This is a genomic window from Pedobacter frigiditerrae (assembly GCF_004331645.1).
Taxonomy (GTDB): domain Bacteria; phylum Bacteroidota; class Bacteroidia; order Sphingobacteriales; family Sphingobacteriaceae; genus Pedobacter; species Pedobacter frigiditerrae.
Genome location: NZ_SJSK01000004.1, coordinates 272,635 through 299,499 on the forward strand (window position 1 = coordinate 272,635; position 26,865 = coordinate 299,499).

Consider the following 26,865-nt stretch of genomic DNA (forward strand, 5'->3'; position numbering starts at 1 on the left):
CCGAAGGCTCATTGGCAAGCAATTTGCTTGATTATGAATATATTAGAAGTTTATTTATTTAAAATTTACAATTAACATTAAAGTATATCATTATATTTGTATAAATGAAATCGGTAAAAAACATAGCAGATATCCTTCCTAAAGATCTTTTTTGGGATGTAAATCCATCAAACTTGGATGTTCAGGAGGATAAGGATTTGATTATCCCTCGGGCACTGTATGCTACAACCGAAGATACATTTTCTAAAGATATTAGCCGTTTAGAGGAGCTCTACAAACGTAGTGAGATTGTTGAAGAGCTTAAAATCACTAAAGAGCGTATCAGCAATAAAGTATGCAAAATGGTAGCCCAGCGTTATCATGTTAGGCATTTTTCACGCTACTAGTGGCGGCAGTATCCCCAGAACTTTTTGAAACCATCGTTGAGCTCCAAAATCTTCCAAGCCTTAATGATGCGATTTTAGCTGGTGGAACAAATCTTGCTATTCGGTATGACCATAGGGAGTCTGTTGATATCGATCTATTTTTTTCTGATATTGTAGGCAAAGCTCACTATCAAAAAATTACGGAAGAAATAAAACAATATTTTGATGAGAGGGCAACACATATTCATTTTCCCTGTGATGAAAGTGACCAATTTATATTTTTGCGCTTTTGGATTAAAACAAGAGATTTAAACATCAAAGTAGAGATTATGCAGAATGCAAATTTCTTAGATAAGCCAGAAATTGTAAATAGTGCAAAGCTAGCTTCAAAAAGAGATATTGGAATACTTAAACTAATGACCGCAGCAAATAGAGGAAGTTTTAAGGATATTTACGACTTAGACTATTTAACAGAAGATATATTATTAAGTCAACTGATGTTGGATTTAAAGTATAAACAAGAAACTTATAATGGTAATGAGTATCGTACCATATTTGATTTAGATGGAGAAGTCAGTCCAGTTAAAGACCCTTTGCGCTTATTGCTTTTTGAAGAAAAGTCTGCTAAGCGAAGGGATAGACCAAATCATAGTGACTATAGGATATTGCCACAAGCAAATAGCAAAAACTTACTAACTGCTAAATCAAGTTATCGAACAAAGGTTCGAAAATTGTGCGATGAGCTTGGCATCGAATTCCCAGGGATAATGCCTTTAAATTAATTAGCTTTATATAAGAAATGTATTACTCCTTATATGATTTACTAGCAATAATTAAAAAACCACTTAATCATCTATAAATTAAGTGGTTTTTTAATTTGTGGAGCCGAAGGGGTTCGAACCCTTGTCCAGTTGTGTGATAAATTATGCCTTCTACATGCTTATTTTCCAATTAATTGTCGGGATGAGGCGGGCTGGTAACCGACCTTGCCATTCTCCTTAGATACTTTGTTTCGCGATGATGTCGTACCCTCATCAAAGCTAGCGCTGTTATTATGATGCCTCTATTACTAACCTAACAATGCAGCAGTTAGCGAGACAAAAGCTTACGAAGTTCTAAACTAGGCAGCTAAGGCGTAAGTATTTTCGCCAGATATAGTGTGAACGTTCTCTTTTAAGTGCTCTCCGTACAACGCACTGCATGCTAACATACTCAGCGCCACCCTGTCAAATCCAAAACGGCCCCTTTTTGTAATTTTCAGTTAACGGTTTATAGTTCTCAGTTATCGAACAAAACATCAAACAAACCATCAATAGAACCACAAATATACAAAATAAATGCCAATTTCTGATTTGGTAATTTAAAAAATGTCCTTCGACAAGCTCAGGATGCATTTTTTTTTAAAATTTTATACAAATCCCATCAACTTTCTGAGTTTGTCGAAGACCAATTACAATACTCATCTCTGTCGATGAGACACCGACCGATAGGCGCTATGCCACCAGTCTAATAAAACTAATGCGACACCACCTTCAATCCAATTATCGAACTGATTAAAGTAAAAAGGAAAAACAGTCGCCAAAAGGTGGCTGGTTCCCTAAAAACAAAAATCCCCACTAATACAGTTCCTACTGCTCCAATTCCAGTCCAAATGGCATAAGCTGTTCCTATGGGCAAACTTTGGGTTGCTTTAACCAAGAGCAACATACTAATGGTTAATGCAATTAGAAAACCTCCATACCATACAAACGTTCCGTTTCCAGTAGCGTCTTTAGCTTTCCCTAAGCAAAAGGCAAATGCCACTTCAAATAAACCCGCAATAATTAAAATAATCCAGTTCATGGCTTTTATATAAGATACAAAAATCGGCAACTGAATTGGCAATCAATTTTACAAATGTTAAAAAATAAAAAAATTAGCGTTGCTCTGCCCTTATTCTACTCAAACTAACTTGAGACATACCCAAGTAAGAAGCAATGTAACCGAGTTGTACCCTGAGTAATAGTTGCGGTTGATCCGTAACGAATTGATGGTATCGCTCATTTGCGGTTTTAAATTGCATGGCAATGAGGCGTTCTTCGGTTTTGACTAATTCGTGTTCAGCTAATTTTCTGCCCCAATTGGCTAGATGGACATCCTTTTGATAAGCTTCTTTTAATTGCTCGATATTAAACTCATAAAGTTCGCAATCTTCCAGCAGTTCGATATGCTCATAACTCTTTTCGCCCGAAATGTAGCTCTTCATGGAAAGCACCGGTGCTCCCTCTACGCCAAACCAAAAAGTAACTTGACTGTCTTTATGGTCTGCATAAGCTCTAACAATACCTTTTTTAATGAAATAAATGTTTCTTTCAATGCAATCTGCCTTAAGCAAAAGATGTCCTTTTGGGTAACTCACCAATTTAGCGATCACCTTCAAAGTTTCCTTCGAAGATTCTGGTAATAAGTACAGCCTGGTTATGATATCATCAAAATTCATAAATTGATTGGATTGAAACACCAAATCTACAAAAGCTTTGCCCTTTTCCTATCGGTTCTATTTACCCAACACCTTCCACATCTCTTCCACTAAACCATCCTTAGACTTATCATCAATCAACTCCCAAAACATGATACCACCTAACTTTTTCTGCTTCACATAATTTGCTTTTGCGGCGATGGATTTTTCATTGTCAAAAGTGGCAAACAATTGCTTAGCAGGATTATATTGGTAAGGTGCCTTCGCTTTTTCATCCCAAAAATATTGGAAGCCAGCAGTATCACTAAAATATTTGTTGAAATCTTTAAAACTTACCCCCTGTTTAAAAACCCCCGACTGGTACAAACCATTGTTAATTGGCGCTACCTTTTCCCAAACCCTACCATAAATAGCTGCTCCAGTAATTAGTTTATTTGCTGGAATTTTATGTTTTAATAACCAGTTGACACATTTATCAGTCGATTCTTGATCTTTTCTGTAACCGTATAAAGGCGTATGGTGACCAGTAACCGTTGCATACCCACCTACTAAATCATAGGTCATTAAATTAATAAAATCTACCAAGGGATGAACTTTAGGCCAGTCTACAGATTCTTCTAAATATTTAACAAAACCACCTGCAGCAAAAGTTAGGAGATATCGAGTTCCCATTTCGGCTCTTAAAACCTTAACCAATTCTGTGAAATTATCTCGGTCGGCTTTTTGAAATTTATGTCCAGGGAAACCTTCAATGGCAGGATATTCCCAATCTAGGTCTAAGCCATCTAAATTGTATTTCTTAAGCAAGGCTACCGTTGTTTTTGCAAATATTTTCCGGTGATTGGCGGCTGCAAATAAATCGCTGCAAGGTGCACAACCACTCCACCCACCCATAGAAACCATGATCTTTAATTGAGGATACTTCTTTTTTAAGGCTACGATTTGCAATACATTTTGCTCTTGTTTTGCATCCCTTAACATCAAGGTATCGTTTCGCAGTTTAACAAAACTGTAAATGAGGTGCGTTAATTTATCCAACGGATATTGCTGCAAGCGTTCGCTATTACCTGTATAATAAGCTATGATGTTATATTTTGGCTTTTGTTGGGCAAAGGCAATTTGGCTTAGGGCAAAGGCAAAAAGAAGGAGCAGTTTTTTCATTAACCTAAAGATAAATATTAGCCACAGATTAAACAGATTTTATCATCAGAAACCATTACTGCTTAGCAAAACTTCAACGCTACCCATTCATTACTTTTTCTGTCCCAAAACAATTTATGCGTTAACTAATGGTTAATACCAACATCGTAAAACCTTCGTAAAAGGGTATCGGTTAAGACGGACTTTAGACGGGCTTAGTTCGGACTTTGTTCGGACTTATGACAAACATATCCGACTGAAGTCCGTTTTAACCCCGAGTTAAATATGTCGAAATAGTTAAGCTGTTATTATTCCTTTACGAAGGAGGCATATTTTAGACATTGAACATTCCCCTAGGAATTTTAACTTTTTCATTTTACGTTTGACCTAAGCTTAATTTAATTCTCTTACGATTATGAAAAATTTACTATTTGCACTTTTACTCTTTCCTATTTTCAGCTTTGCTCAAGTTATACCAGAAAAGGCAAATTTGATTACAGTGATGAATACGGAAACTGCTTATGCAAATTTCACTGATGTAAGACTTTTATTGACCAAAAAAGGGATTGAAATCGCCAATCTGGATAAAGACGCTTTTGATATAAAAACTGGATTAATAGAAGTTAAAGGCTCAGGGAGTGGCTATTATGAATTCTTTTGCAGGGATAATCAAATTATCATCAGTGGTAAAAGCAAAAAGAGTTTTGAAAATACTCAGGGAGAAAATAAAACTGCTACAGATTTGGAAGCCATTGTTAATACCGGAGCAAAAGATTCACCAACAAGACTTAGTTTCGAAGCCATGAAAGAGATGGCCAAGCTTTTTGGGACAAAAATAAAGTATGAGGTTTCTAAATATTATCAATAAGTATGATCAGCTTTTAACAAAAAGGCATATAAAAACATAGGTTAATTTCTTTAGCTTAGAAACAATGAATCAGATCCCTTCAAATAAAATCTCAACTTCCCGCCTTAAGGCCATTTTTGGTGGCTCTGTTGGTAATTTGGTAGAGTGGTACGATTGGTATGCTTATTCTGCTTTTGCGATTTATTTTTCTGCCTCATTCTTCCCGAAAGGAAATGCAACGGTACAATTGTTAAATACAGCCGGCATTTTTGCATTGGGCTTTTTAATGCGTCCACTGGGTGGATATATTTTCGGGAGATTGGCAGATCGGGTTGGTCGCAAAAAATCAATGGTATTTTCTGTACTGTTAATGTCGATGGGTTCTTTGCTGATTGCCTTTATTCCCACTTACCAAACCATTGGCATTGCCGCTCCTATCCTTTTGCTAACTGCTAGGTTATTACAAGGTTTAAGCGTGGGTGGCGAATATGGTGTTTCTGCAACTTACCTAAGTGAAATGGCCACAAAAAGCAGAAGAGGTTTTTATTCGAGCTTTCAGTATGTAACCTTAATTGGCGGACAATTATTCGCATTGGCCGTTCAATTGGCTTTGCAGAAGCTATTTTTAACAGAAGCGCAAATGTTAGACTGGGGTTGGCGCATTCCATTTGTAATTGGCGCCATACTTTCCTTAGTGGCTCTTTATCTAAGGAAAAATTTAGAAGAAACACAAGCATTCGAGAATCAGAAAAATCATACGAGCGATAAAAAAGGAACGATTAAAGCCTTGTTGAAACATCCTAAAGCTGTGATTAAAGTTATTGGATTAACCTTGGGTGGTACTTTGGCTTTTTATACCTACACCACTTACATGCAGAAATTTTTAGTAAATACAATGCATTTAAGCAAGGAAGATTCAACATTGATGTCATTTAGCACTTTATTCATTTTCGCTTGTCTACAACCAGTATTTGGTGCTTTATCTGATAAAATAGGGAGAAAACCTTTACTGATTGGTTTTGGAGTTTTGGGTACTATCTGTACGGTTCCACTTTTAACCTTATTAAGCAATACCACATCTCAATTTCAAGCTTTTCTATTGTTGATGTTTGCCCTGATCATTGTGAGTGGCTATACGAGTATTAATGCTATCGTAAAAGCAGAGTTGTTTCCGGCAGAGATTAGGGCGCTAGGCGTTGGTTTACCTTATGCCTTAACCGTAGCTATTTTTGGAGGTACGGCAGAATACATCGCCCTATGGCTTAAAGACATACAACACGAAAACTATTATTATTGGTACATTACCGCATGTATTTTCATTTCACTAATGGTTTATGTTTTCATGAAGGATACGAAAGAGGTATCTGAATTAGATAAGGATTAGGTTTGCCACAGATTAAACAGATTATTTTTTACTTACCAAATCTATGTCTACTATGTTTCTACCTGCCTACCGGACAGGCAGGTGTGGTAAACAGCATTTAAACTTTCTTAAGCTTATATCGATTAGGAAAATATCTTTCTCTTATTTTCAAAAATGGATATTCTATCGCTTTGCTTACTATGATACCTCCAATAAACGCAAACACTACATACGAGATATAAAATACTGTATGTCCGTAATGAAATAGTTTTAAGCTTAGCACCAAAAAATGGATGTGGAATAGATAAATAGAATAAGAATAAGCGCCAATGTAAGATAATGGTTTAATGATTTTTAAGAACGTTGGGTTATTATAATCAATTAAACAAACCATCACATAACCAAAACAAATTGGGTTTAGCGACAAGCTTATGATTGCTTGCAAAGGCGTATCCCATCTGCCATAAATAAAGTTGGTAGAGATAAATAAAAGGCACAAAGTGAAATAAAATGGTCGGTATTTATTACTTAAAATCCTTTGCATCAATTCCTTCTTGTAATTGGCTACAAAGGCAATCAGCACACCAAAAAACATGGCATCAAACCGCAAGTGACTTGGGGTGTAATCTCTGTCGAAATCGTAATTATGGTAAGTTAAAAAGTTATACGCCCTACCAAATACACCGACAGCTAGTAAAATTAAATAAAGTAACAACATCGATTTTAAGTTCACTTTTTTCAACTTGATCAACACCACAAAAGCAATGGCCAATAGTACATAAAAATGTTCTTCTACACTAATAGACCAGAGGTGACCATTGTTGTTTTTGGTATAATTGGTAATGAAAAATACTTCGTGAAAAAACCGGTTTAGTTGTTGAGGATATTTGGCAAAATTGGCACTATACCAAAATTGGTAAATGAGAAAGAAATAATAAGCTGGATAGATTTTAAAACCTCTTCTAATTAAAAACAACCTGATGTTAAAAGTCTGATTTGCCTCGTATTCTTTTATAATTAAACCTGCAATTAAGTAACCACTTAATACAAAAAACAAATCTACACCTACCCAACCCCCAGTTTGTATGACCGAAATAAATGCACCGAAAGCCGTGGTGTCATGAAAAGGCACATGGTGAATAACCACCAATATTACCCCCATAAACCTCAAAAAATCTAGTTGTAAATTTCTTTTCATTCAAGTCCATAGAATGAATATTTGGTTTCCATTCTAGAAAGCTATAAATATAGATGAAATTTCTATTTGATTAACTAACTTAACTATATGAACAATTCATCTGATAATTATTACAACAGTTTAACTTAAGAGTGTTAATTTCGGTCGGTGAGGTAAGCAACGATTGGACTTTGAACTAGTAGTGAGACCAATGAACTAATGAACCATTGAACTAATGTACATTACCACAATTCCAGCACGTAAATTAATAGCCGTAACTGCTTTAGGTATTGGTTTATAATTTGGGTTAGCCGGAATGACATGACTAAAAGTATCATCGCTAATTTTCGCAATGGTTTCTGGGGCAATAATGGCTGCCCCTAGCGTTACTCCTAAATTCTTAATTAAACTCTTACGATTCATGTTATTTATTGAGGGATTTATATTTGGTTCTATTTCACTTGGTAAACTGAAACAACAGGCCTATGATCTGAAGCATAGGTCTCTGGTATTACATAATATCCGCTTACATTCCAGTTTGCATTTTTTAAGGCAATGTAATCTATTGTCTTTTTAGGGAAATCTTGAGGAATGGTATGGGCACAACTAGCGGTGCAACTTCTTTTATATTGTTGGTCTAATAAAACGATTGGCTCGGCTCTTGCTTCACAATTTAAATCGCCAACTAAAATAACAGCTTCCTTTTTTGAACTTAATGTTGATAAAATGCTTTTCATTTGCGCCACACGATTGCTATCAGGTCTGGTTGCATCTAAATGTGTGTTTGCAAAAATCAATTGTGTTTTGTTTGGCAGGGTAACCGTTGCATAAGAAAGCACCCTTGCCTCTGCTTTTATCACCTGTGGTAAATCTACTTTTGTACCATTTTGAAGAGGAAATTTACTTAAAATAGCCACTCCATATTCGCCACCATCATGATCAATTGCCTTAAAGAATTGGTAGTTCATTCCCGTTTTCTCGGCCAACACTTTAGCTTCGTCAACATTACCAGAACGTTTGGTAAAGCGATCTACTTCTTGCAGGCCAACTAAATCTGGATTTTCTTTTTTAATGACTTCAGCCACTGCATCCAAGTCAATTAAACCAGGTTTAGCCGGTGGATTTGCATGATGAATATTATAAGTCATCACCTTTAAAGTTAAACCTGAGTTTGTTTGGGCATTTGAACTGGAACTAATTTTAGCCGAACAAGCGCAAAATAAAATGATAGTGAATAAAAAAATTAGCTTTCTAGATGAGTGATACATGTTTCATTTTGTTTCGTAGCTCAAATTATCAATTAAATTTAATAACCAAAAATTACATTCGTCTTAATTTTATTACAAAATCGAAAGTTAAACCTTTTGTTGTTATTGATATCTTTTCAATGACGTTAAGTAATCTCTATTTTGTAGGGTTGAAATTATTTTATGGAAATCTCTACCAAACACCATCTACAAATAAAACGCTGCTTATGAAAATGCTTTTACGCTTCTCCTTTTTATTAATCTGCTCACTCCTTCTCAATTCTTCAGTATTTAGCCAGAAATACACCATTGATGATTTTTACAAGGTGGATTCAATTGCAAATCAGGCTAAGCCAAAAGATGCATTGGCATTAATTGAAAAAATGAGTGCTCAAGCTCGTGAAGATGGCAATTCGCCGCTGTTGATTAAAGCTGTGATTTATAAAATGATTTTTCAAAGTTACTTGGAAGAGAATGCATTTGATAAAATTTTGGTCGATTTAAGAAAGGACATCAGCCTTGCGAAACAACCAGAAAAAAGTATTTTACAATCTCTCTTGGCAGAAACTTATTGGAAATTTTATCAGCAAAATCAGTGGAAAATCTCACAGCGAACAAACGTAAGCGCTAATATTGGTGATGACATTAATACTTGGTCTATCGCTAAATTAACTGAAGAGACCACTAAAAACTACCTTGCGTCATTAACCGAGACAAAACTTTTACAAAATACAAAAGTAGATTTCTTAGACAACGTTTTGGCTGGCGACAAGTACAATAGGTCTTTTAGACCAACACTTTACGATCTATTGGCACATAGGGCTCTGGATGTTTTTGTTAACAGCCAACTTACCTTAACGCAAGCAGAAACAGAAAACATAGATTTTAATGACCCTATTTGGTACGCCGACAGGAAAAGATTTATAAACACCAATTTACCGCAAAGCGACAGTACAACATTTAACATTTCGGCATTACAAATTTTTAAAAATTTAATATCTTTTCATACTTATGGAGATAATAGCACAGCATTGGCTGATGTTGATTTGAGAAGGATGAAGTTTATCTACACAAGAAATAATAGTCCTGAAAATCAAGAGTTATACTACAAAGCACTACAATCTTTAGCCAACAAGACTGAAAATTCTGAGGTGTACGCAGATATTTTGTACGAGCTAGCATTGGTTCATAAAAATGGACAATTAAGTATTGACACCAACAAGCAAAACTTAGTTAAGTCAATAGAATTGATCAATAAGGCAATTAAGGCTTATCCAAAAAGTATTGGCGCCAAAAATGCTGAAAATCTTGCTAAACAAATAACCAGTAAAGAATTAAATACAAAAATTAAGCAGTATAATTTACCTAATAAGCCAGCTCAAATTTATTTTTCTTACAAAAATGTTGATACGATTTATCTAAAACTTTACAAAAAATCGCTTGAAGACAACTCATTTAATAACTTATCAGATAAACAGAAATTTCTTCAGTTTCTGGCTAAACGTAAATCCTTAAAAGAATGGTTTATAGTTGTAGCTAAATCAAACGATTACCAAAACCATACTTTGGTTGATAAAATTGATGGTTTGCCTTTTGGTAATTACATCATCATTGCAACAAACACAAAATTAGATGAGGTAGAAAGGATTTATACTTCGGCAAACTTTGGTGTTACTTCATTGAATGTAAACAACAGATTTGTTGGAGATACCACTAGGCAGTACTTTATTACAAATAATGCAAATGGAAACCCAATTAAGGGTGTAAAAATTAAGCAGTACAAAAATAGATACAATGAAAGTCCGTTAAGCGGCATAGAGATATTTACTGATCAAGATGGTTTTGCCGCCCATGAGCAAGTCATTTCTGCATTTGACAGAGCTATCGTTTCCTTCGGAAAAGATTCTGTTCAAATTAATTTAGAAACTTATAGATACAATTACAGAAATTACAACGACGACGATGATGATGATGAGAAAAAGGTAATTTTATTTACGGATAGACCTATCTACAGACCTGGTCAGGTTGTTTTTTACAAGGGCTTATTATTAGCAAAAGGTAGAGATAAAAATAAAATCCTAGTTAATGAAAACGTATCAATTGCTTTTAAAGATGTAAATAGAAAAGACATTGAAAAAGTTGAAGTAACAACTAATGAATATGGCACCTTTCAAGGTTCTTTTATAATTCCGATAGGGAAATTAAATGGCCGAATGGAAATAAACACAGCCTATGGAAGTATTGATGTTCAAGTTGAAGAATACAAAAGACCAACTTTTGAGATTGTTTTTAACAAGCCTAATCAGAAATACAAATTAAACGACAGCATCAAAGTTCAAGGCAAGGCTGCTTCATTTTCAGGTTATACTATTGCTAATGCAAAGGTTTCCTATAAAATTTTTCGCAGGGCGATTTATGATTATAGCTTGGACTATATACAACAAACAGCCCTTTATGGTTCACAAGCTTTTGTAAGAACACAAGTGGCCATCGGCAAAACCAACACAAAAAACGATGGTAAATTTGAACTAAGTTTCTTGGCAAAGGCTCCAAACAATAGGCTTAATTATACTTTTGACATTGAAGCCGAAATAACTGACATCAATGGAGAAACAAGGACAAAGTCCAGTTCAATTAATGTCGGCAAAAAAGATATTCAGCTATCTATTTCAACAAGTCAGATTTTATTTTTAAGCTCAAAACTAGATAGTATTTCTTTTAATGTATCTAATCTAAATGGCGAACCAATAATGGCTAAGGTTAAAGCAGAATGGTCAATGCTTCAGTCGCCAACAAGGTTGATGAATAAAAGTCCATTTTATGCAGAAAACTACACATTAAACAAAGAAGAATGGCCTAAGACTTTTCCTGATGATGATTACAACAATGAATTAGAGCCGGCAAAATGGTCAATTAAACACATTCAGTACAATCAAGATCTAACGGTAAGCAACGGAAATGGGGAACTCAATTTCAGTTCAAAAAACCTTATTCCAGGTTACTACAAAATAAAATTAACAGCTATCAATTCTTTAAATGATACCCTTTCTATTGACAAATATTTAATTGTACAAGGGCAAGAACCACAAAAAATTGAAACTAAAATTGAGCTGGTTGTTCCAGAACTTAATGCAATAACAACTTCAGAAAGCGCCATTTTTAGAGTGGCTGGTTTAGCCAACAATACCAAAGGATATTATGAAGTTTATTACAGGAATACCATTGTAGAAAAAGTTTGGTTAAATCTATCGCCTAAACAAAGTATCATAAAAATAAAACCTAAGGATAACTGGGAGGATAGCTTTGCAGTACAGTTTTCTATGGTTTATAACGGAACAGTTTATAATTATCTAGAACACGTTAACATTATCGATAAACAAAAACAATTAGACATTAAATTTTTAACCTTTCGGGATAAATTACAGCCAGGAGAAAAGGAGAGCTGGAAACTTAAAATCAGCAATAAAAATGGCGAAAAACAAATGGCAGAAATGGTTGCTACTTTGTACGATGCATCTTTAGATGATTTGAAGAAAATGGATTGGAATAGAAGTATCAATTCTACTTTTAGTTACGATTTTTATGCTTGGGCATACAGGGCAAATGATATCAATGACGGCTCAGAGTTTTGGTTCTTAAGAAGTTATGGCACCTACTATTCTCCAATTATCAGAACCTATGAAAACCTTAATCTCTTTGGTTATGGCTATTATGGAGCTTATAATAGCGGTTATCAGAATTACATACGCAGAATCCAATCTCAATCTAAAAAAGGCATATCGCCTGAGGCAACTAAAAAATTAGCAGAGCTTGAAAAAGGAAAAATAGTTTATGGAATTGTATTTGATTTTGGAGGCTATGCTGTTCCAGGTGCTGCAGTAAAAACTGGAAAATTATCTACCGTTACCAATAATTTCGGTGTTTACGCTATTGATGCAAAGGTTGGAGATGAATTAACTGTTGCATTTCTTGGCTATAAAACAGCGAAAGTTAAGATTGGGCAAAAGAAAAGACTTGATGTTACTTTACAATCTGATGGCAGCTCCTTAAATGAGGTGGCAGTAGTTGGGTATGGCGCTACTAAAAGAAAAGAGAGTGTATCAGCTTCTGTTTCAACTATTGTGGGAAGTGAGCAATTAAAAATTAGAGGTTCATCAAGTTTAGATGGTAAAGTTGCTGGAGTTTCTTTGCCCGCTGATATGGTTAATAGAATATCGGGAAAGGAATTTAAGGGAGATACTGTAACATTTAATGCAGATTCTTATGGTGCCGGCAGAAAGCTCAATAAAATAATTCCCCGTACCAACTTCAATGAATCCGCTTTTTTCTATCCCCAATTAAAAACAGATGAGAACGGACAAATAAACATAGAGTTTATCATTCCGCAATCTCTTACTCGTTATAAAATGATGGGCTTTGCTCATACAAAGGATTTAAAAACAGCAAGCATAAGTAATGAGCTAGTCACACAAAAACAATTAGCTATTTCTGCTAACGCACCACGCTTTTTCCGAGAAGGTGATACCATATCATTTAGTGCAAAACTGAATAACCTTTCTGGAAAAAAATTAAATGGTGATGCTTATTTAGAACTAAAAAATGCCTTAACAGGAAAAGTAATTCAGATTTTAGCTGCAGGCAATCAGCTTAAAAAAGATTTTATTATAGAAAATGATGGAAATGAGGTTTTAAAATGGCCGGTGATTATACCATCAGGAATTAGTGCCATTAGCTATAAAGTAGTGGCACAAGCTGGCAAGTTTAGCGATGGCGAAGAAATGACCATTCCGGTTTTACCAAACTCGATGTTGGTAACCGAAAGTATGCCGATTAATGTTCGTGGCAATACCAGCAAAACGTTTAACATGGAGAAATTGATTAACTCAAGTTCTTCAAAAACGATGCGCAATCAGGCTTTAACATTCGAGTTTACTTCTAATCCGGTTTGGTATGCAGTGCAGGCACTACCCTATTTAATGGAATATCCTTATGAATGTGCAGAGCAAACTTTCAGTCGTTTTTACGCCAATAGTTTTGCAACAGGAATTATCAATAGCTCTCCAAAAATCAAGGAGGTTTTTAGTCAATGGCAAAACACTAATAATGGCGAAGCGCTTTTATCTAACTTGGAGAAAAACCCAGAATTGAAATCAATTTTATTGGAAGAAACACCTTGGGTTAGAAATGCTGATAATGAAACCGAAAGGAAGAAAAGATTAGCTGCCTTATTCGATTTAAATAGAATGACTTATGAGTTAAAAAGCAATTTCGAAAAGCTAGAAAAAATGCAATATAACGATGGCTCTTTTCCATGGTTTAATGGAATGCCAGGTAATAGATACATTACCCAGCACATTGTTTTAGGAATAGGGCAGCTTAAAAAGTTAAAATTGATAGATGAAAAGACCTACCCTACGCTAAATACAATGCTTAATAAAGCTTTTATTTATTTAGATAGAGAGTTGGTAAAAGATTACAAAGACGAGATAGCTGGTAAACATTTTGGTTACATGCCATTGCATTATTTATTTGCTAGAAGTTATACCAATCAAATCAATACCAATCCAGATTTTATTAAAGCAAAAGACTATTACCTTAAAAGAATTACTGCCAATTGGAAAACATTCGACAGCTATCAACTAGGACAAACGGCTTTAGTTTTACATAGAAATGGAAACAAAGTTGAACCTGCAAAAATTATGACCTTGTTAAAACAAACTGCTCAACAGAGCGATGAAATGGGAATGTATTGGGCAAAAAATATAAATGGTTGGTGGTGGTACCAAAGTCCAATAGAAACTCAATCATTATTAATTGAAGCTTTTGATGAAGTAGCATCAGATCCTAAATCTGTTGAAGAAATGAAAATTTGGTTGCTTAAAAACAAACAAACCAATGATTGGAAAACAACCAAGGCGACCGCAGCAGCTTGTTACGCTTTATTAATGAAAGGATACGATTTACTTGCTGAATCTGCAGAACCTGAAATTACAATTGGTAATAAAACGATGGTTGATTTAGGTTTTACCAATGCTCCAAAAGAAGCGGGCACTGGTTATCAGAAAATTACCATCGCAGGTGCGGATGTTAAACCAGAAATGGGAAAAGTAGAAGTAAAAAACAACAATAAAACCATTGCTTGGGGTGCTTTGTACTGGCAATATTTTGAGCAATTGGATAAAATAACGCCAGCAAATACTGGTGTTAAAATCAAGAAACAATTGTTTATTCAAAATTCTACCACTAAAGGAAATACTTTAACTCCCTTAACATCAACAAATGTACTTACACCTGGCGATTTGGTAAAGGTTCGCATTGAAATTTATGCAGATAGAGATATGGAATATGTGCATTTAAAAGACATGCGCTCGGCCGGTTTTGAACCTGTAAATGTAATTTCTCAATATAAATATCAAGATGGTTTGGGTTATCATGAAAGTACAAAAGATGCCAGCACCAATTTCTTTATTGGTTATTTACGCAAAGGCACCTATGTTTTTGAATATGCACTAAGGGTAACACATTCAGGTAATTTTGGCAATGGGATTACTTCATTGCAATGTATGTATGCGCCAGAGTTTACAACGCATAGCGAAGGGATTAGGGTGACGGTTAAATAGATTGATTTTTCCCGCTGATGACGGTAATTACACAGCTAAAACAAAATCTGCGTCATCTGCCAAATCTGCGGGAGAAACAACTGAAATGTATTAAGTTATAAACCCCTAAAACTTTTTTTGATTAGCTTTGGTTTAAATCATAAAATTATTGATGCGCATTAAACCTACCTTTTTAATCATTTCACTTATTGCGTTAATCATCAGTTTTGTTTTGCTGGGCAATTTTGTGTCACATCACCCGGTGCCATTATTCGACCATAAAATATCTTTATTTGTTCAGAAATACCATTCAGACCCATTAGATAAGATCATGCTGGGCATCAGCATTTTTGGCGAGCTACCCTATTCTCTCTTATTGGTTATTATTATCGCAGGGTTATTTTATGTCTTTAAATACAAAAGGGAGGCTTATTTTGTAGCATCAATTTTACTATCTGGCTTGATTATTTTAGGTGTAAAAAATATAATAGATAGACCGAGACCAACAGCTTTTTATGTACGCTTGGTAGAGATAAATAGATTTCATAGCTTCCCTAGCGGACATGTACTGTCCTACTTTCTCTTTTTTGGCTTTATGATTATTTTGATGAGGGAGTTGAAAGATATACCTAAAGCTTTGCGTAGGGCGGTCACTTATTTCTCTTGGTTTTTGATTTTAACGATTGCTTTTTCTAGAATTTATTTAGGAGCACATTGGTTTAGTGATACTGTAGGCGGATTTATCCTTGGTTTAATCTGCTTATTTCCGCTTTGTTATTTTTACTTTAAAAAGAAACGGGGACAAGTCCCTGAACCCATCCCCGTTATCTAAATTAACGCTCTCATATATATAGACGAGCAAAATTTTAGATTATTATATTCTGTATTAAAATTTTCTTACTCCTTTTAGCTCTATACTTATCTCGTCACCCTGAATTCATTTCAGGGCCTTCCTTGCAAGCCAGATGCTGACCACGAAGTAGCTATAAGACAATTGAAAATACCAAAACTACTTGTAAAACGATTTCAGCATGACGAATTTATAGAAAAAAGAAACGGGGATAAAACCTGTGGTCCTATCCCCGTCATCTAAATTAACGCTCTCGAATATATAAACAACCAAAACTGTAAATTGTTGTGTTGTGTTTATTTTTTCTTACTCTTTTTAGCTCTACCACTAGTTCGTCACCCTGAATTTATTTCAGGGTCTTTCTTGCAAGCCAGATGCTGAAACAAGTTCAGCATGACGAGATGGCTTAAAAAAAGAGACGGAGATAAAACCTAAGTCTTATCCCCGCCATCTAAATTAACGCTCTCGTATATATAGACGATCAATTTTTTGTTTTATTACGTCGACCGTAAAATATTTTTATTTTTTTTCTGCCATTGCGCTTATTGCTTGTAAAAAGTAAGCTGCATGTGGTATCCATTGTTCTGTCCACCGCCATTCGTTGCCACTTGCACTGGCTTTGAAATCAATCCCACTTCCATCGGCATTGCCATCTTTTCCAGTAATCCCATTAGAAATTCCCCCACGTTCTGAGCCATGACCAAACAAAGAAGCCATATAAGGCACATTATTCTTCCCAAATTGGTACATGAAACACATTTCGTAAGGATTGCTTCCTAAAATCCATGAAAGCTGTTGGGAGGCATATTTAGCTAGCTCTGGTTTAATCCCCAGCCCACCATTAGCAGGATAAACCAATCTCCCCCCAACAATAGCAGCCATTGCCAAAGAACCTAACCTGGCATTTTCACCTTGCCACCACCAGCCACTTTCATTTTCGTGAGGAATAAAAAAACCTTCTTGATATTCTCCTTTCAATAAAAAACTTTGTCGGGCATAGCCAAATGGATTTTCTGTATTGGAGGTTATAGCTAAATTATAATCCAATGCTTTTTTGATGACCACCAAACTATGGTTTCTTAAATTTAAATCTTTTTCTTTTTGCAAATAACGAGCTAAGGCGATGATAGGTAAACCTGCATCTGCAGCATGGTAAAAAGGCCTGTTGTTATCATCAGCAATAAAATAACCTTTAATTGTCATTCGTTTTTCTAGGTTAGTTGCACGTTTTCTGGCTTCATCCCTATAAATTGTTTCATCAGATGCCATCCACAATTCTGTGGCAGCTAAAAGCGCACAATAATCATCTATGATGTTTTCTTTGCCATCATCTGTATACTTTACATTATTAACCAATAAGTGTGCAAATGCTTTTTTTGCAATGCTTAGGTATTGTGCAGAAGTAAAAGCGCCATCTTTTTTCCAACGAGAAATTCTAGCCAAAGCTGCGATTGCCATTCCTCCACCCTCTCTAAACGCACTTTGATATTTATTGGTCACTTTGCTATCCGCGTTTAATCCAACCACTCTTCTTGCATTGGGGTCTTTATTAAAAAAACTAAAAACCGTCATGTAAAAATATTCTTCCTTAGCTAAAGACCTTACCAAATAATCTGCACCCCATAAGGCTTCGCTCGTTAGCGAATCTTTAACCTGCATTCTGGTTAATAAAGTTGGGATTGCCTCGCTTGCTTCAACCATAGACCATGTAACCAAAGGGATTTGTTGTGGCATCATAAAATTGGTATATGCCAAATGAGAAAAATATTTACTGATATCTCCAGAGGCATCACACCACCCCCCAGTTAGATCAACTGTGCTTGTACTTCCTTGTAAAATTATATGTTTATCAGCCGCTAACTCTTCTGTTGTGTTTGCTCGCTGTTTGTTGTAATAATGAATGATAGATGGAATTGTTAATGTTGCTAAGGCATCCTCAGCTATTTGAAATGGAAACGAAATAATCTGTTTACCCTTTACGTTGATGTTAATACTGTACTTACCTTTTAAGTGGTAATTTGAAAAATCAACTTGGTAATAATACTTATTGGTATCCCAACTTTTTACTTGTTCTGGCCTACCCAATTTACCTTCAAAAACAGTTTTTTTAGTGGTAACATCTATTAATTTGAAAGCAATGGGAGTCGATATCTTTTCATCCATCCCAACAACTGCTGTTTTAGGGCCTTTACTATCAAAACCAACTTGGTTAACATAAATAGTTTGCGCATTAACATTAATTGAATAGATTAAAAGTAACAATAGGTAGAAAGCAGAGCGATAAAATGATTTCATATCATTGATTAATAAGGGGATAAGCACGGAAAATTAAGCTTAATATTTGGAAATATAAAATCCAAGAATTGATATCAGCATAACAATTTTACATTATATTTTATTACTAATTTTTTTAGCATATATTTGTTTAACCATTCATTAATTATGTTGTACGCAGTTGTAGATATTGAAACCACAGGAGGCTATGCATCAGCACATGGCATTACGGAAATTGCCATACATATTCATAATGGTCTAGAAGTAGTTGATACTTTTGAAACCTTAATCAATCCTCACCAAGATATCCCAATCCATATTCAGGCATTAACTGGAATCGATAATGAGATGGTTGCAAATGCACCAGACTTTAGAGATGTTGCCGAAACTATCTATAACTTATTATGCGATAAAACATTTGTTGCACACAATGTAAACTTCGATTATTCTTTTGTTCGTCACCATTTAGAAGCTTGTGGTTATAGCTTAAATGCTAAAAAGATTTGCACCGTAAGAATGAGCAGGAAAATATTCCCGGGCTTCCCCTCTTACAGTTTAGGCAAACTTTGCAGCTCGTTATCAGTTCCGTTAAATAACCGTCACCGGGCTGGTGGAGATGCTGCCGCAACTGCCATCCTTTTAGGGATGTTAATTGAAAATGATACTGCTGGTCTGTTAGGTGAAACCTTAAAGAAGACCTCAAAAGAACAAACCCTACCTCCTAATCTACAACGCGCAGAAATTGATAAATTACCAAATACACCAGGCGTTTATTACTTCAAAAATGAAAAAGGCAAAGTTGTTTATGTTGGTAAGGCTAAGCAACTCAAAAAAAGAGTTTGTACACATTTTAGCGGACATAGCATTAGTCAGCAACGACAAAACTTTTTAAGGAGCATTCATAGCATAGATTTTCAAACTTGCGGCACAGAGTTGATGGCTTTTATTTTGGAAGCTGCAGAAATTAAAAAGCTTTGGCCAGAAAATAACAGGGCAATGAAACGTTTTGAACAAAAATATTCGCTTTATCATTTCGAAGACCAAAATGGATACATCCGCCTCGGTATTGATAAGTACAGGAAAAATGGCGCTATACTGTATAGCTTTAACAACCTGTTAGAAGGCCATCAACTATTAAGGACAATTGCAACCGACCATCAGCTTTGCGAAAAGCTTTGTTTTATTCAAACACCTAAATCAGCTTGTACTGGTCACGCAGAAGGCACTTGCCAAGGCGCTTGCATAGGTGAAGAAAGTTCTGCGCTCTACAATTTTAGGGTAAAAAGAGCCATAAAAGAACTACAAGACTTATTACCATCTTTTGCCTTAATAGACGAAGGTAGGTCTGTAGATGAGAAGAGTTGTTTATGGGTAGAAAAAGGTAAGTTTTATGGAATGGGATATATATCAGACCACTGCGATGTAAATGACTTAAAAACCTTAAAATCTGCCATTACGCCTTACCCATCAAATGATTATATCATGAACATGATTTTATCTTACGGTAATCAGTTTCCGCAGAAAATGATACAATTAACCCCTTAATAAATCTATAAATTAAGTTTGTCATCCAGCCGAAGGAAGGATCTCTAAAGGGAATTTATTTAATAGATCCTTCGCTGCGCTCTGGATGACAAGATGACATCAGTAAAAAATACCATCTTAACTAAATATAATACCTTTAGTAACAGGTTATAATTTGGTACTTTTGTATATGAAATCTGATATTCCTGTTTACGATATCCAAAACTTTAAGGCTTATAAAAATGATAACATTTTGGTAAGCAGGTTTGGATATTATTCAAAGCAACATCAGCACTTACATTCTGCTCATCGACATACCTTTTACCATTTGGTATTTTTTACTGAAGGAAGTGGTAATCAACAAATAGATTTCAAGAAGTTCGATGTAAAACCTGGCTTAATCTATTTTATGATACCTGGTCAGGTACATAGTTGGGATTTTGCAACTGAACCAGATGGCTATATCATTAATTTCTCTACTGATTATTTAGGTTCGTTTTTATTAAAGCCAGATTATTTAGAGAGCTTCCCATTTTTCGGCGGGCAACCAGACAATCAGGTAATAGAATTGCCGACAGATATCCAACAAAAGGCCATTTCAATTTTAGAAGACATTTTAAAAGAGGGACAAAATGAACATCCCATTAATGATGATTTGGTTAAAACGTTATTATTAAGGTTATTCATTGAGGTTTCAAGAACTGCAGATGTAAAACAACAAAAAAACAAAAATTCTTATAATCACACTTTGTTAAAGAGTTTTCAGCATTTAATTGAGACAAATTACGCAACGCTGAAGCTACCTAAGCAATATGCCGAACTGCTATACATTACCCCTAATCATTTAAATGCATTATGCAACGATTTTTTAGGCGTTTCTGCTGGAACTTTAATAAGAGATAGGGTTATTCTGGAGGCTAAAAGATTATTAATCAATTTAGATTTGATGGTTTCTGAAATAGCAGATAAACTTAACTTTTCAGACCAATCTTATTTCATCAAGTTCTTTAAAAAATACGAAGGAATTACCCCTGAAAAATTCAGGAAATTAAATACTACACAAAATGGAAACAAATAAAGAAAATAAAGGATTGTATATCTCCCAATGGAGTGGAATTGTAAATGCAAAATGTCCGCGTTGTAGGGTTGGGCAAGTTTTCAGCGGACCCACTTATGGATTAAAGATTCAAAAGATGAATGAAAACTGTCCGCATTGTAACCTAAAATTTGAGCGTGAGCCAGGTTATTTTTATGTCGCCATGTTTGTAAGTTATGCCATGAATGTTGCAGAAATGATAACAGTAAGCGTTGCTGCTTATATTTTAGGATTGAAATTAGATTACGACAATCTTTGGTATTTTGTGATCCTACTTTTTGGAACAACATTGGTTTTCTCACCATTTAACTATCGTTATTCGAGAATAGCCTTGTTATATTGGTTATCGCCAGGCTTACATTACGAACCCGAAAGAAGTAAATAGGATGATAAGCTTTGGATTATAATGGGCCGTACATTCAAAAACTAAGTTTAAGTCAATAAGGTTTAATTCACCTGAAACCTGCAAATCAGCGGCAACCATTAATCTTCATGCTGTTCTTCTTCAATCTGTTTTTCAGCTTTATCTTTACGTTTTTCAACATATTTTTCTACTACAGGCGTTGCGTGAGCACTTTTAGGTTGTTCTGTATGCTCAACTGATTTTTCTTGAGGTCTTTGCTTTTCTTTAGACATGAAATTGAGTTTAAACTATAATTATAACAGTTGAAAACCCTGCAAAGTTTGCGCAATAAAAAAGCCCCAACTATTTTTGAGGCTTTAATCGTTTTATTGCTTTTTATTTGTTCTCTTTCAAAACCATATCAATAGTAATTGCAGTTGCCACAATAGCTACCTTATTATTGCTTTCTGCATAGTTAGGGTCTATCGACACATTATATTTATCTGCAGTAGTAAAAATTTCTTTCATGGCACCTGCCCATTTTTTACTGATTTTTCCCATTTCAGCACCTGCTGGATTCACAATTGAGAAATTCCATGCTTTCCAATCGCCAGTAATTTTTGCAATATTAACACTACTTGCATCATTAATCAGAAACTCCGGCTTAAAGAACTTGAACTTTTGATTGATTAGGCCAACAACAACGCCATTGGCATCAGAAACCGTAATTTTCGACATCCAGAAAGTCCAACCTCTGCTTATTGTGGCTTGCAATTGGTCGTTAGCATCAGTAATTTCCAACTGGAAAGGCATCATTTTTTTGTTAATCAACAAGGTAAGCACTTTATGCCATCCGCTCATGCGTTGCTTAATTATACCAATTTGAACGCCTAGTTCATTGTAAACTTTATATTCATTTGTAAACTTCAAAAAGCTTACCTTCTCGTCTATGAAATATTCATCTCCGAGAAAAAATGTTGGAATTGATTGACTCATTAATTTTTTTCTGCTTTGGGTTTAAGTAGACTAAAGTAGCATTTTTTTAATTCCACTAATACTATTTCAAACTAAAAATTCCCAATTAAAGAATGCTTAACTTTGCGGTCATAAAAACATAACAGTCATTGAAGAAAATGGCTTAACTAACAAGTAAATAATGATAGAAATAGGAAAATTCAACGACTTAAGGATAGTTGCCAAGAATAGTGATGGTTTAAGTTTATCTGATGGAGATAGAGAAATCTTACTTCCATATTCAGATGTGCCAAAAAATGCTGAGTTGGGTGATACTTTAAAAGTTTTTGCATTTGTAAATAAAGATGGAAATACCATTGCAACTACCCAAACAGCTTTAGCAGAAATAGAAAGTTTTGCATGCTTAACAGTGGTTGATTCAAGTGAAGATGGTGCTTACCTGGATTTAGGAATTGGAAAAGACATTTACGTGCCCGTTCGTGAACAAAAAAGGCCAATGCATAAAGGCGAAAGTTATGTGGTTTATGTTTACTTAGACGAAAATAATCAGCGCATGTTGGCTTCATCGAGATTAGATAAGTTTATTGATGAAGAGTATTTTGACTTTGACGAAGGTGATGAGGTGAGTTTATTAATTTGTGATAAAACAGACCTTGGCTTTAACGCGATTATTAATAATAGAAATATTGGCTTGTTATACCATAACGAGCTTTTTGCCAATTTACAACCTGGAGAGAAACGTAAGGGTTGGATTAAAAAAATCCGTATTGAAGGTAAAATTGACTTGAGTTTACAACCCTTAGGCTATAGTCATATTTTAGATACTAAGGACGTAATTTTAAAAGAATTAAAAGAAAATGGCGGTAAAATCGCTTTGGGTGATAAAAGTACACCGGATGAGATTTATGACCGTTTTCAAATCAGCAAAAGTGCTTTTAAAAAAGCAACTGGTGGTTTATATAAGGAACGAATCATCTCAATTAGTGATTACGAAATTAAAATTGTGATCGATCAATTGGCAGATTAGTTAATAAAATTTAATTTCTAAGAAAAAAATTAAATTATTGCAAACCTTTTTCAGGTTTCAAACGTATCATATATTGAGTAGGATCTACTTAAGGGAGTTTTTTTGTAAGGTGTGGCTTGAGAGAGTCACACCTTTTTGATTTTATTTAAGTTATCAAATTGTAATTGTATGAAAATAATTTAAGCTTTTATATTGAAATTGTTATCTTCACTTTTTAATTTAATAATAAAGAAGTTATGACAGGTACAGTAAAATGGTTTAATGATTCTAAAGGCTTTGGTTTTATAACCCCAGAAGAAGGTGGTAAAGATATATTCTGCCATCATTCAGCTCTTAGCGGACAAAGATCTTTGCAAGAAGGACAAGTAGTAGAGTATGATGTGAAAGAAGGAAAAAAAGGTCCAGAAGCAGAAAACGTAAAAGTAGTTGGATAAGTAGTAAAATTTTTTATTTATTTATTTGATGCAAAAAAATGTTCCGATTGTTATCGGGACATTTTTTTTCCCCTTTATTTTTGCCGCTCATTTGCAGATTAATAAATCGCAAACTTTGGCACTCATGATTATTCTTCCTGACTTGTGGCAAATAAATTCTGTGAGAAGTTAACCAAAAATAACTCTCTTTTTGCACGAGTTACACCCGTATAAAGCCATCGTAAAAAATCTAGGTCAATCATTTCGTCAGTTAAATAACCTTGGTCTACAAAAACGGCATCCCATTGGCCACCCTGTGCCTTATGGCAAGTTACGGCATAAGCAAATTTGATTTGTAAAGCATTGTAATACGGATCAATCTTTATAGCTTCCATCTTGTCTTTTTTGCTCGATAAATGTTCATAGTCTAACATTAATCCTTCAAACATTTGTTTACTTTTTTCGTAAGGTAGATTTGGGGTTTCTGCTTGTAAAGTATCTAAAATAACCTTACAAGAAACGGTTCCTACTTCTGGGAAGTCTAAAAAATCTAGACTTACTTCTGCAAAGCGAAGTCCGTAACGTTCTTCTTCCTTTCTAACCCTAATCACCTTAGCCATATCGCCATTGGCAATAAAAGCTGTTTCCTGGTTTTCTGGCAACCAAAAATAATTATTACGAACCACCATGATTTGGTCGCCCCCACTTAACTCTTCATCCCTGTATAACAGCCTTGCCCTAATCTGATTATTGTAGACATTAGCCGATTTATTAGAACGACAAACCATCAAAGAGTTTTCAATACCAAATTTACCATAAGCGTATTCTAATCCTTCTACAAGCTTAATTCCAGTCATACTAAATATATCCTTATAGCTTTTAGTCATAAACTTTGGCAAGGCTTTATTTTCCTCATCATAAGTATTTATCAGCTTTCTCAACATGGTTGCATTCGCTAAAATACCCGATTTTTTTTCTTGCCTAACTACTTCCTTTAGCTCAACCGCACCAGTGTTTAATCCGAAATTATTGGCTAAATATTTCTCGTTTAATGCTGGGCTATCAATACTGCCAACTGGCGGAAGCTGAGCCGTATCACCCACAAATAACAAAGAGCAATTTTTGTCTTTTCCCGTTGGTCCTGCTTGATAAACAAATGCTATCAAATCCTTTAAGAATGAAGAACCACTTTGCGGATTCCATTCATCGGCAATCATAGAAGCTTCATCAACAATAAAAAGGGTGTTTTCTGCTAAGTTTGGTGCCAATTGAAAAGCCATCTCAGTAGCAACCGCACTTTTTTTACGATAAATCTTTTTGTGAACAGTTAAGGCCCTTTTGCCAGTATAATTGCCAATTACCTTTGCTGCTCTACCTGTGGGCGCCAGCAACACCACTTTTAAGTTAAAATAGGGCAATGCCTTAACCAATGCAGCCACAGAAGTAGTTTTTCCTGTACCTGCATAACCTCTTAAAACAAAGCATTTTTTTGTGCTACTATGTTTTAAAAATGCAGTAGCCCTAGTGCAAAAAACCAATTGCTCTTCGGTAGGCTCAAATGGATAAGATTGGGCAATTAAATTGGCTTTGTCCATTTAGCAAAGATGCGATGGTAATGTTATAGAAAAAAGTTATTTTTGCCAACATATGGATAACAACAGCATCTTGTTAATAGACCCAACATTCGACCCAGCTTCGGCTTCGGCTTGTAACCTATTGGTTAAAGTTGGTTTAGATAACTTTTCCTATGCAATTATTAATAAGGAAACCAAACAAGTTAATGCTATTTTTGATGAGCAAGAATGCGAAAATGGTGCTCAAAAATTTGCAGAGCGGTTAAAAACAGATTCTTATTTGAAATTACCTTATCAGCAAGTAAAGTTTGCCATTCATACTGAGAACACAATCGCCATTCCGAATGATTTATTTAATGAAAAAGATTTAGAAAGTCATTCCCAATTTTTTACTGAAGCACACGCTGGCAATTTATATAGCCAAGCTCAAAACCACTTCGGTTTTACAACAATTTTCACATTACCAAAAGCAACTGACGAAACTTTAGGAGAATTTACCAATGGAAGGAAATTTGAGCAAAATGCGGGTTTACTGTCATTAGCAGAAAAACTAGAGGCAACAACCTTAGTTTTAGATTTTACAGTTGCTTCATTTAATGTTTTGTTTATTAAAAACCAACAAGTCGTATTTCAACAATGTTATGAAATAGAAAATGTTGAAGAGTTTAATTATTACATCTTATTAATAATTAACCAATTGAATATTAACCTAAAAGAAACGGCATTAAACATAAGTGGGATTATTAATGAAGGTGATGAAAAATACAATTGTCTCTTAAAATATTTCAGCAAAGCTGATTTTATTGCTATTGCCAACGATTTAAATCAAGAAGTTTTAGATGACATGCCAGCTCATTATTACAGCAGTTTATTAGCCCTTGACCAATGCGTATAATAGGCGGAATACTAAAAGGAAGACAGTTCAATGCCCCGGCTAACTTACCTGTCCGTCCGACTACAGATATGGCTAAGGAAGCCTTATTTAACATCCTATACAATACTTACGATTTTGAGGAATGTGATGTATTAGATCTTTTTAGTGGAACAGGGAGTATTTGTATTGAATTTGCATCAAGAGGAATAAAACACGTTAGAGCGGTTGATTTGCATAGGGGTTGTGTGGCTTGGATTAAATCGGTATCAGAAAAGTTCGACTTGCCTCAGATTGAACCTCAACAAGCAGATACTTTCAAATTTTTGGCGCAAGACAACCATCAATACCATATTATTTTTGCCGACCCACCTTATGATTTACCAAATATCCCAATGATTCCCCAATTGGTGATGAAACATAATTTATTGGTAGAAAATGGCACTTTGATAGTGGAGCATCCACCTTTTTTAAAATTAAACAACTTAGCGGGCTTTACAGAGGTAAGGAAATATGGCAATAGTTCATTTAGCTTTTTTGAAAAGGTTGAGGGATAAATAAGTATTGCGTACAGCGAATTGCGACACTAACACTTTAAACATTTTCACAGACAACGTCAAGAATTAATCGTTATTTGGAAGAATAACATAAAACTCGGATTTTTCTGACTTCCCGACTTTCGGACTTTTTCATCTTTCAGCTTAAACCTATATATTTACCTT

Annotated in this window: 23 protein-coding genes and 1 other RNA gene; 13 read left to right on the forward strand and 11 right to left on the reverse strand. The window is 34.9% G+C overall.

Annotation, left to right across the window (positions count from 1 at the left end; all coding sequences use genetic code 11):
- Positions 1–104 precede the first annotated feature (104 nt).
- Together EZ428_RS16335 and EZ428_RS16340 are read left to right on the forward strand one after the other, a co-directional pair.
- Positions 105–386, forward strand: a complete 282-nt coding sequence (locus EZ428_RS16335) for a DUF6922 domain-containing protein (RefSeq protein ID WP_131554257.1) — start codon at positions 105–107, stop codon at positions 384–386.
- Positions 386–1,147, forward strand: a complete 762-nt coding sequence (locus tag EZ428_RS16340; protein ID WP_131554258.1) for a nucleotidyl transferase AbiEii/AbiGii toxin family protein — start codon at positions 386–388, stop codon at positions 1,145–1,147. Before EZ428_RS16335 ends, EZ428_RS16340 begins: the two co-directional genes overlap by 1 nt.
- Before the next feature lie 95 nt (positions 1,148–1,242).
- Here EZ428_RS16340 and ssrA read toward each other — a convergent pair.
- The 4 genes from ssrA to EZ428_RS16360 form a co-directional block, all read right to left on the reverse strand.
- Positions 1,243–1,610, reverse strand: a transfer-messenger RNA (tmRNA) gene (gene ssrA, locus EZ428_RS16345).
- Positions 1,611–1,880: 270 nt separating this feature from the next.
- Positions 1,881–2,207, reverse strand: a complete 327-nt coding sequence (locus EZ428_RS16350) for a DMT family transporter (RefSeq protein WP_131554259.1) — start codon at positions 2,205–2,207, stop codon at positions 1,881–1,883.
- Positions 2,208–2,280: 73 nt separating this feature from the next.
- Positions 2,281–2,844 (reverse strand): Crp/Fnr family transcriptional regulator, encoded by a 564-nt coding sequence (locus EZ428_RS16355; protein WP_131554260.1) that lies wholly within the window; start codon positions 2,842–2,844, stop codon positions 2,281–2,283.
- Positions 2,845–2,901: 57 nt separating this feature from the next.
- Positions 2,902–3,984 (reverse strand): glycoside hydrolase family 18 protein, encoded by a 1,083-nt coding sequence (locus EZ428_RS16360; protein WP_131554261.1) that lies wholly within the window; start codon positions 3,982–3,984, stop codon positions 2,902–2,904.
- A 394-nt stretch (positions 3,985–4,378) separates the two neighbouring features.
- Between EZ428_RS16360 and EZ428_RS16365 the strand changes: the two genes are divergently transcribed.
- Together EZ428_RS16365 and EZ428_RS16370 are read left to right on the forward strand one after the other, a co-directional pair.
- Positions 4,379–4,831 carry a hypothetical protein gene (locus tag EZ428_RS16365; protein ID WP_131554262.1) on the forward strand — a complete coding sequence of 151 codons (453 nt, stop codon included), beginning with the start codon at positions 4,379–4,381 and terminating at the stop codon, positions 4,829–4,831.
- Positions 4,832–4,895: 64 nt separating this feature from the next.
- A complete protein-coding gene (locus tag EZ428_RS16370) occupies positions 4,896–6,194 on the forward strand; it encodes an MFS transporter (protein WP_205945739.1) in 1,299 nt (432 codons plus the stop codon).
- A gap of 97 nt (positions 6,195–6,291) precedes the next feature.
- Here the strand turns inward: EZ428_RS16370 and EZ428_RS16375 are convergent, their stop codons facing one another.
- The 3 genes from EZ428_RS16375 to EZ428_RS16385 all read right to left on the reverse strand — a co-directional run bounded on the left by EZ428_RS16375 (position 6,292) and on the right by EZ428_RS16385 (position 8,498).
- Positions 6,292–7,371, reverse strand: coding sequence for an acyltransferase family protein (locus EZ428_RS16375; protein ID WP_131554263.1), 1,080 nt, complete (start codon positions 7,369–7,371; stop codon positions 6,292–6,294).
- Between the two features lie 195 nt (positions 7,372–7,566).
- Positions 7,567–7,773, reverse strand: coding sequence for a hypothetical protein (locus EZ428_RS16380; RefSeq protein ID WP_131554264.1), 207 nt, complete (start codon positions 7,771–7,773; stop codon positions 7,567–7,569).
- A 29-nt stretch (positions 7,774–7,802) separates the two neighbouring features.
- On the reverse strand, positions 7,803–8,498 hold the full coding sequence (locus EZ428_RS16385; RefSeq protein WP_165501799.1) for an endonuclease/exonuclease/phosphatase family protein: 696 nt from the start codon (positions 8,496–8,498) through the stop codon (positions 7,803–7,805).
- Positions 8,499–8,824: 326 nt separating this feature from the next.
- Between EZ428_RS16385 and EZ428_RS16390 the strand changes: the two genes are divergently transcribed.
- Positions 8,825–15,217 (forward strand): alpha-2-macroglobulin family protein, encoded by a 6,393-nt coding sequence (locus tag EZ428_RS16390; RefSeq protein WP_165501800.1) that lies wholly within the window; start codon positions 8,825–8,827, stop codon positions 15,215–15,217.
- Between the two features lie 151 nt (positions 15,218–15,368).
- On the forward strand, positions 15,369–16,028 hold the full coding sequence (locus EZ428_RS16395) for a phosphatase PAP2 family protein (RefSeq protein WP_131554267.1): 660 nt from the start codon (positions 15,369–15,371) through the stop codon (positions 16,026–16,028).
- A gap of 537 nt (positions 16,029–16,565) precedes the next feature.
- On the opposite strand, the gene EZ428_RS16400 is transcribed toward EZ428_RS16395, so the two are convergent.
- Positions 16,566–18,341, reverse strand: a complete 1,776-nt coding sequence (locus tag EZ428_RS16400) for a glycoside hydrolase family 9 protein (protein ID WP_131554268.1) — start codon at positions 18,339–18,341, stop codon at positions 16,566–16,568.
- Between the two features lie 147 nt (positions 18,342–18,488).
- Between EZ428_RS16400 and EZ428_RS16405 the strand changes: the two genes are divergently transcribed.
- From EZ428_RS16405 to EZ428_RS16415, 3 genes are all read left to right on the forward strand, one after another.
- Complete coding sequence (locus EZ428_RS16405) at positions 18,489–19,865, forward strand: exonuclease domain-containing protein (protein WP_131554269.1); 1,377 nt, start codon at positions 18,489–18,491, stop codon at positions 19,863–19,865.
- 169 nt (positions 19,866–20,034) lie between these two features.
- Complete coding sequence (locus EZ428_RS16410) at positions 20,035–20,922, forward strand: AraC family transcriptional regulator (RefSeq protein ID WP_131554270.1); 888 nt, start codon at positions 20,035–20,037, stop codon at positions 20,920–20,922.
- Complete coding sequence (locus tag EZ428_RS16415; RefSeq protein WP_131554271.1) at positions 20,909–21,325, forward strand: DUF983 domain-containing protein; 417 nt, start codon at positions 20,909–20,911, stop codon at positions 21,323–21,325. Before EZ428_RS16410 ends, EZ428_RS16415 begins: the two co-directional genes overlap by 14 nt.
- 98 nt (positions 21,326–21,423) lie before the next feature.
- Here the strand turns inward: EZ428_RS16415 and EZ428_RS24010 are convergent, their stop codons facing one another.
- Both EZ428_RS24010 and EZ428_RS16420 read right to left on the reverse strand, forming a co-directional pair.
- Positions 21,424–21,576 carry a hypothetical protein gene (locus EZ428_RS24010; RefSeq protein WP_165501801.1) on the reverse strand — a complete coding sequence of 51 codons (153 nt, stop codon included), beginning with the start codon at positions 21,574–21,576 and terminating at the stop codon, positions 21,424–21,426.
- Positions 21,577–21,679: 103 nt separating this feature from the next.
- The gene (locus EZ428_RS16420; RefSeq protein WP_131554272.1) at positions 21,680–22,279 is read right to left on the reverse strand and encodes an LURP-one-related/scramblase family protein; all 600 of its coding nucleotides are present in this window, start codon (positions 22,277–22,279) and stop codon (positions 21,680–21,682) included.
- 160 nt (positions 22,280–22,439) lie between these two features.
- On the opposite strand from EZ428_RS16420, the gene EZ428_RS16425 reads away from it, so the two are divergent.
- On the forward strand, positions 22,440–23,285 hold the full coding sequence (locus EZ428_RS16425) for a CvfB family protein (protein ID WP_131554273.1): 846 nt from the start codon (positions 22,440–22,442) through the stop codon (positions 23,283–23,285).
- A 236-nt stretch (positions 23,286–23,521) separates the two neighbouring features.
- On the forward strand, positions 23,522–23,719 hold the full coding sequence (locus EZ428_RS16435; RefSeq protein ID WP_131554275.1) for a cold-shock protein: 198 nt from the start codon (positions 23,522–23,524) through the stop codon (positions 23,717–23,719).
- Between the two features lie 128 nt (positions 23,720–23,847).
- On the opposite strand, the gene EZ428_RS16440 is transcribed toward EZ428_RS16435, so the two are convergent.
- Complete coding sequence (locus tag EZ428_RS16440; protein WP_131554276.1) at positions 23,848–25,293, reverse strand: ATP-dependent DNA helicase; 1,446 nt, start codon at positions 25,291–25,293, stop codon at positions 23,848–23,850.
- 52 nt (positions 25,294–25,345) lie between these two features.
- Here EZ428_RS16440 and EZ428_RS16445 point away from each other — a divergent pair, with 52 nt between their 5' ends.
- Together EZ428_RS16445 and EZ428_RS16450 are read left to right on the forward strand one after the other, a co-directional pair.
- On the forward strand, positions 25,346–26,167 hold the full coding sequence (locus tag EZ428_RS16445) for a DUF3822 family protein (RefSeq protein WP_131554277.1): 822 nt from the start codon (positions 25,346–25,348) through the stop codon (positions 26,165–26,167).
- The gene (locus tag EZ428_RS16450; protein WP_131554278.1) at positions 26,158–26,700 is read left to right on the forward strand and encodes an RsmD family RNA methyltransferase; all 543 of its coding nucleotides are present in this window, start codon (positions 26,158–26,160) and stop codon (positions 26,698–26,700) included. The genes EZ428_RS16445 and EZ428_RS16450 overlap by 10 nt, the downstream gene beginning before the upstream one ends.
- Positions 26,701–26,865 lie beyond the last annotated feature (165 nt).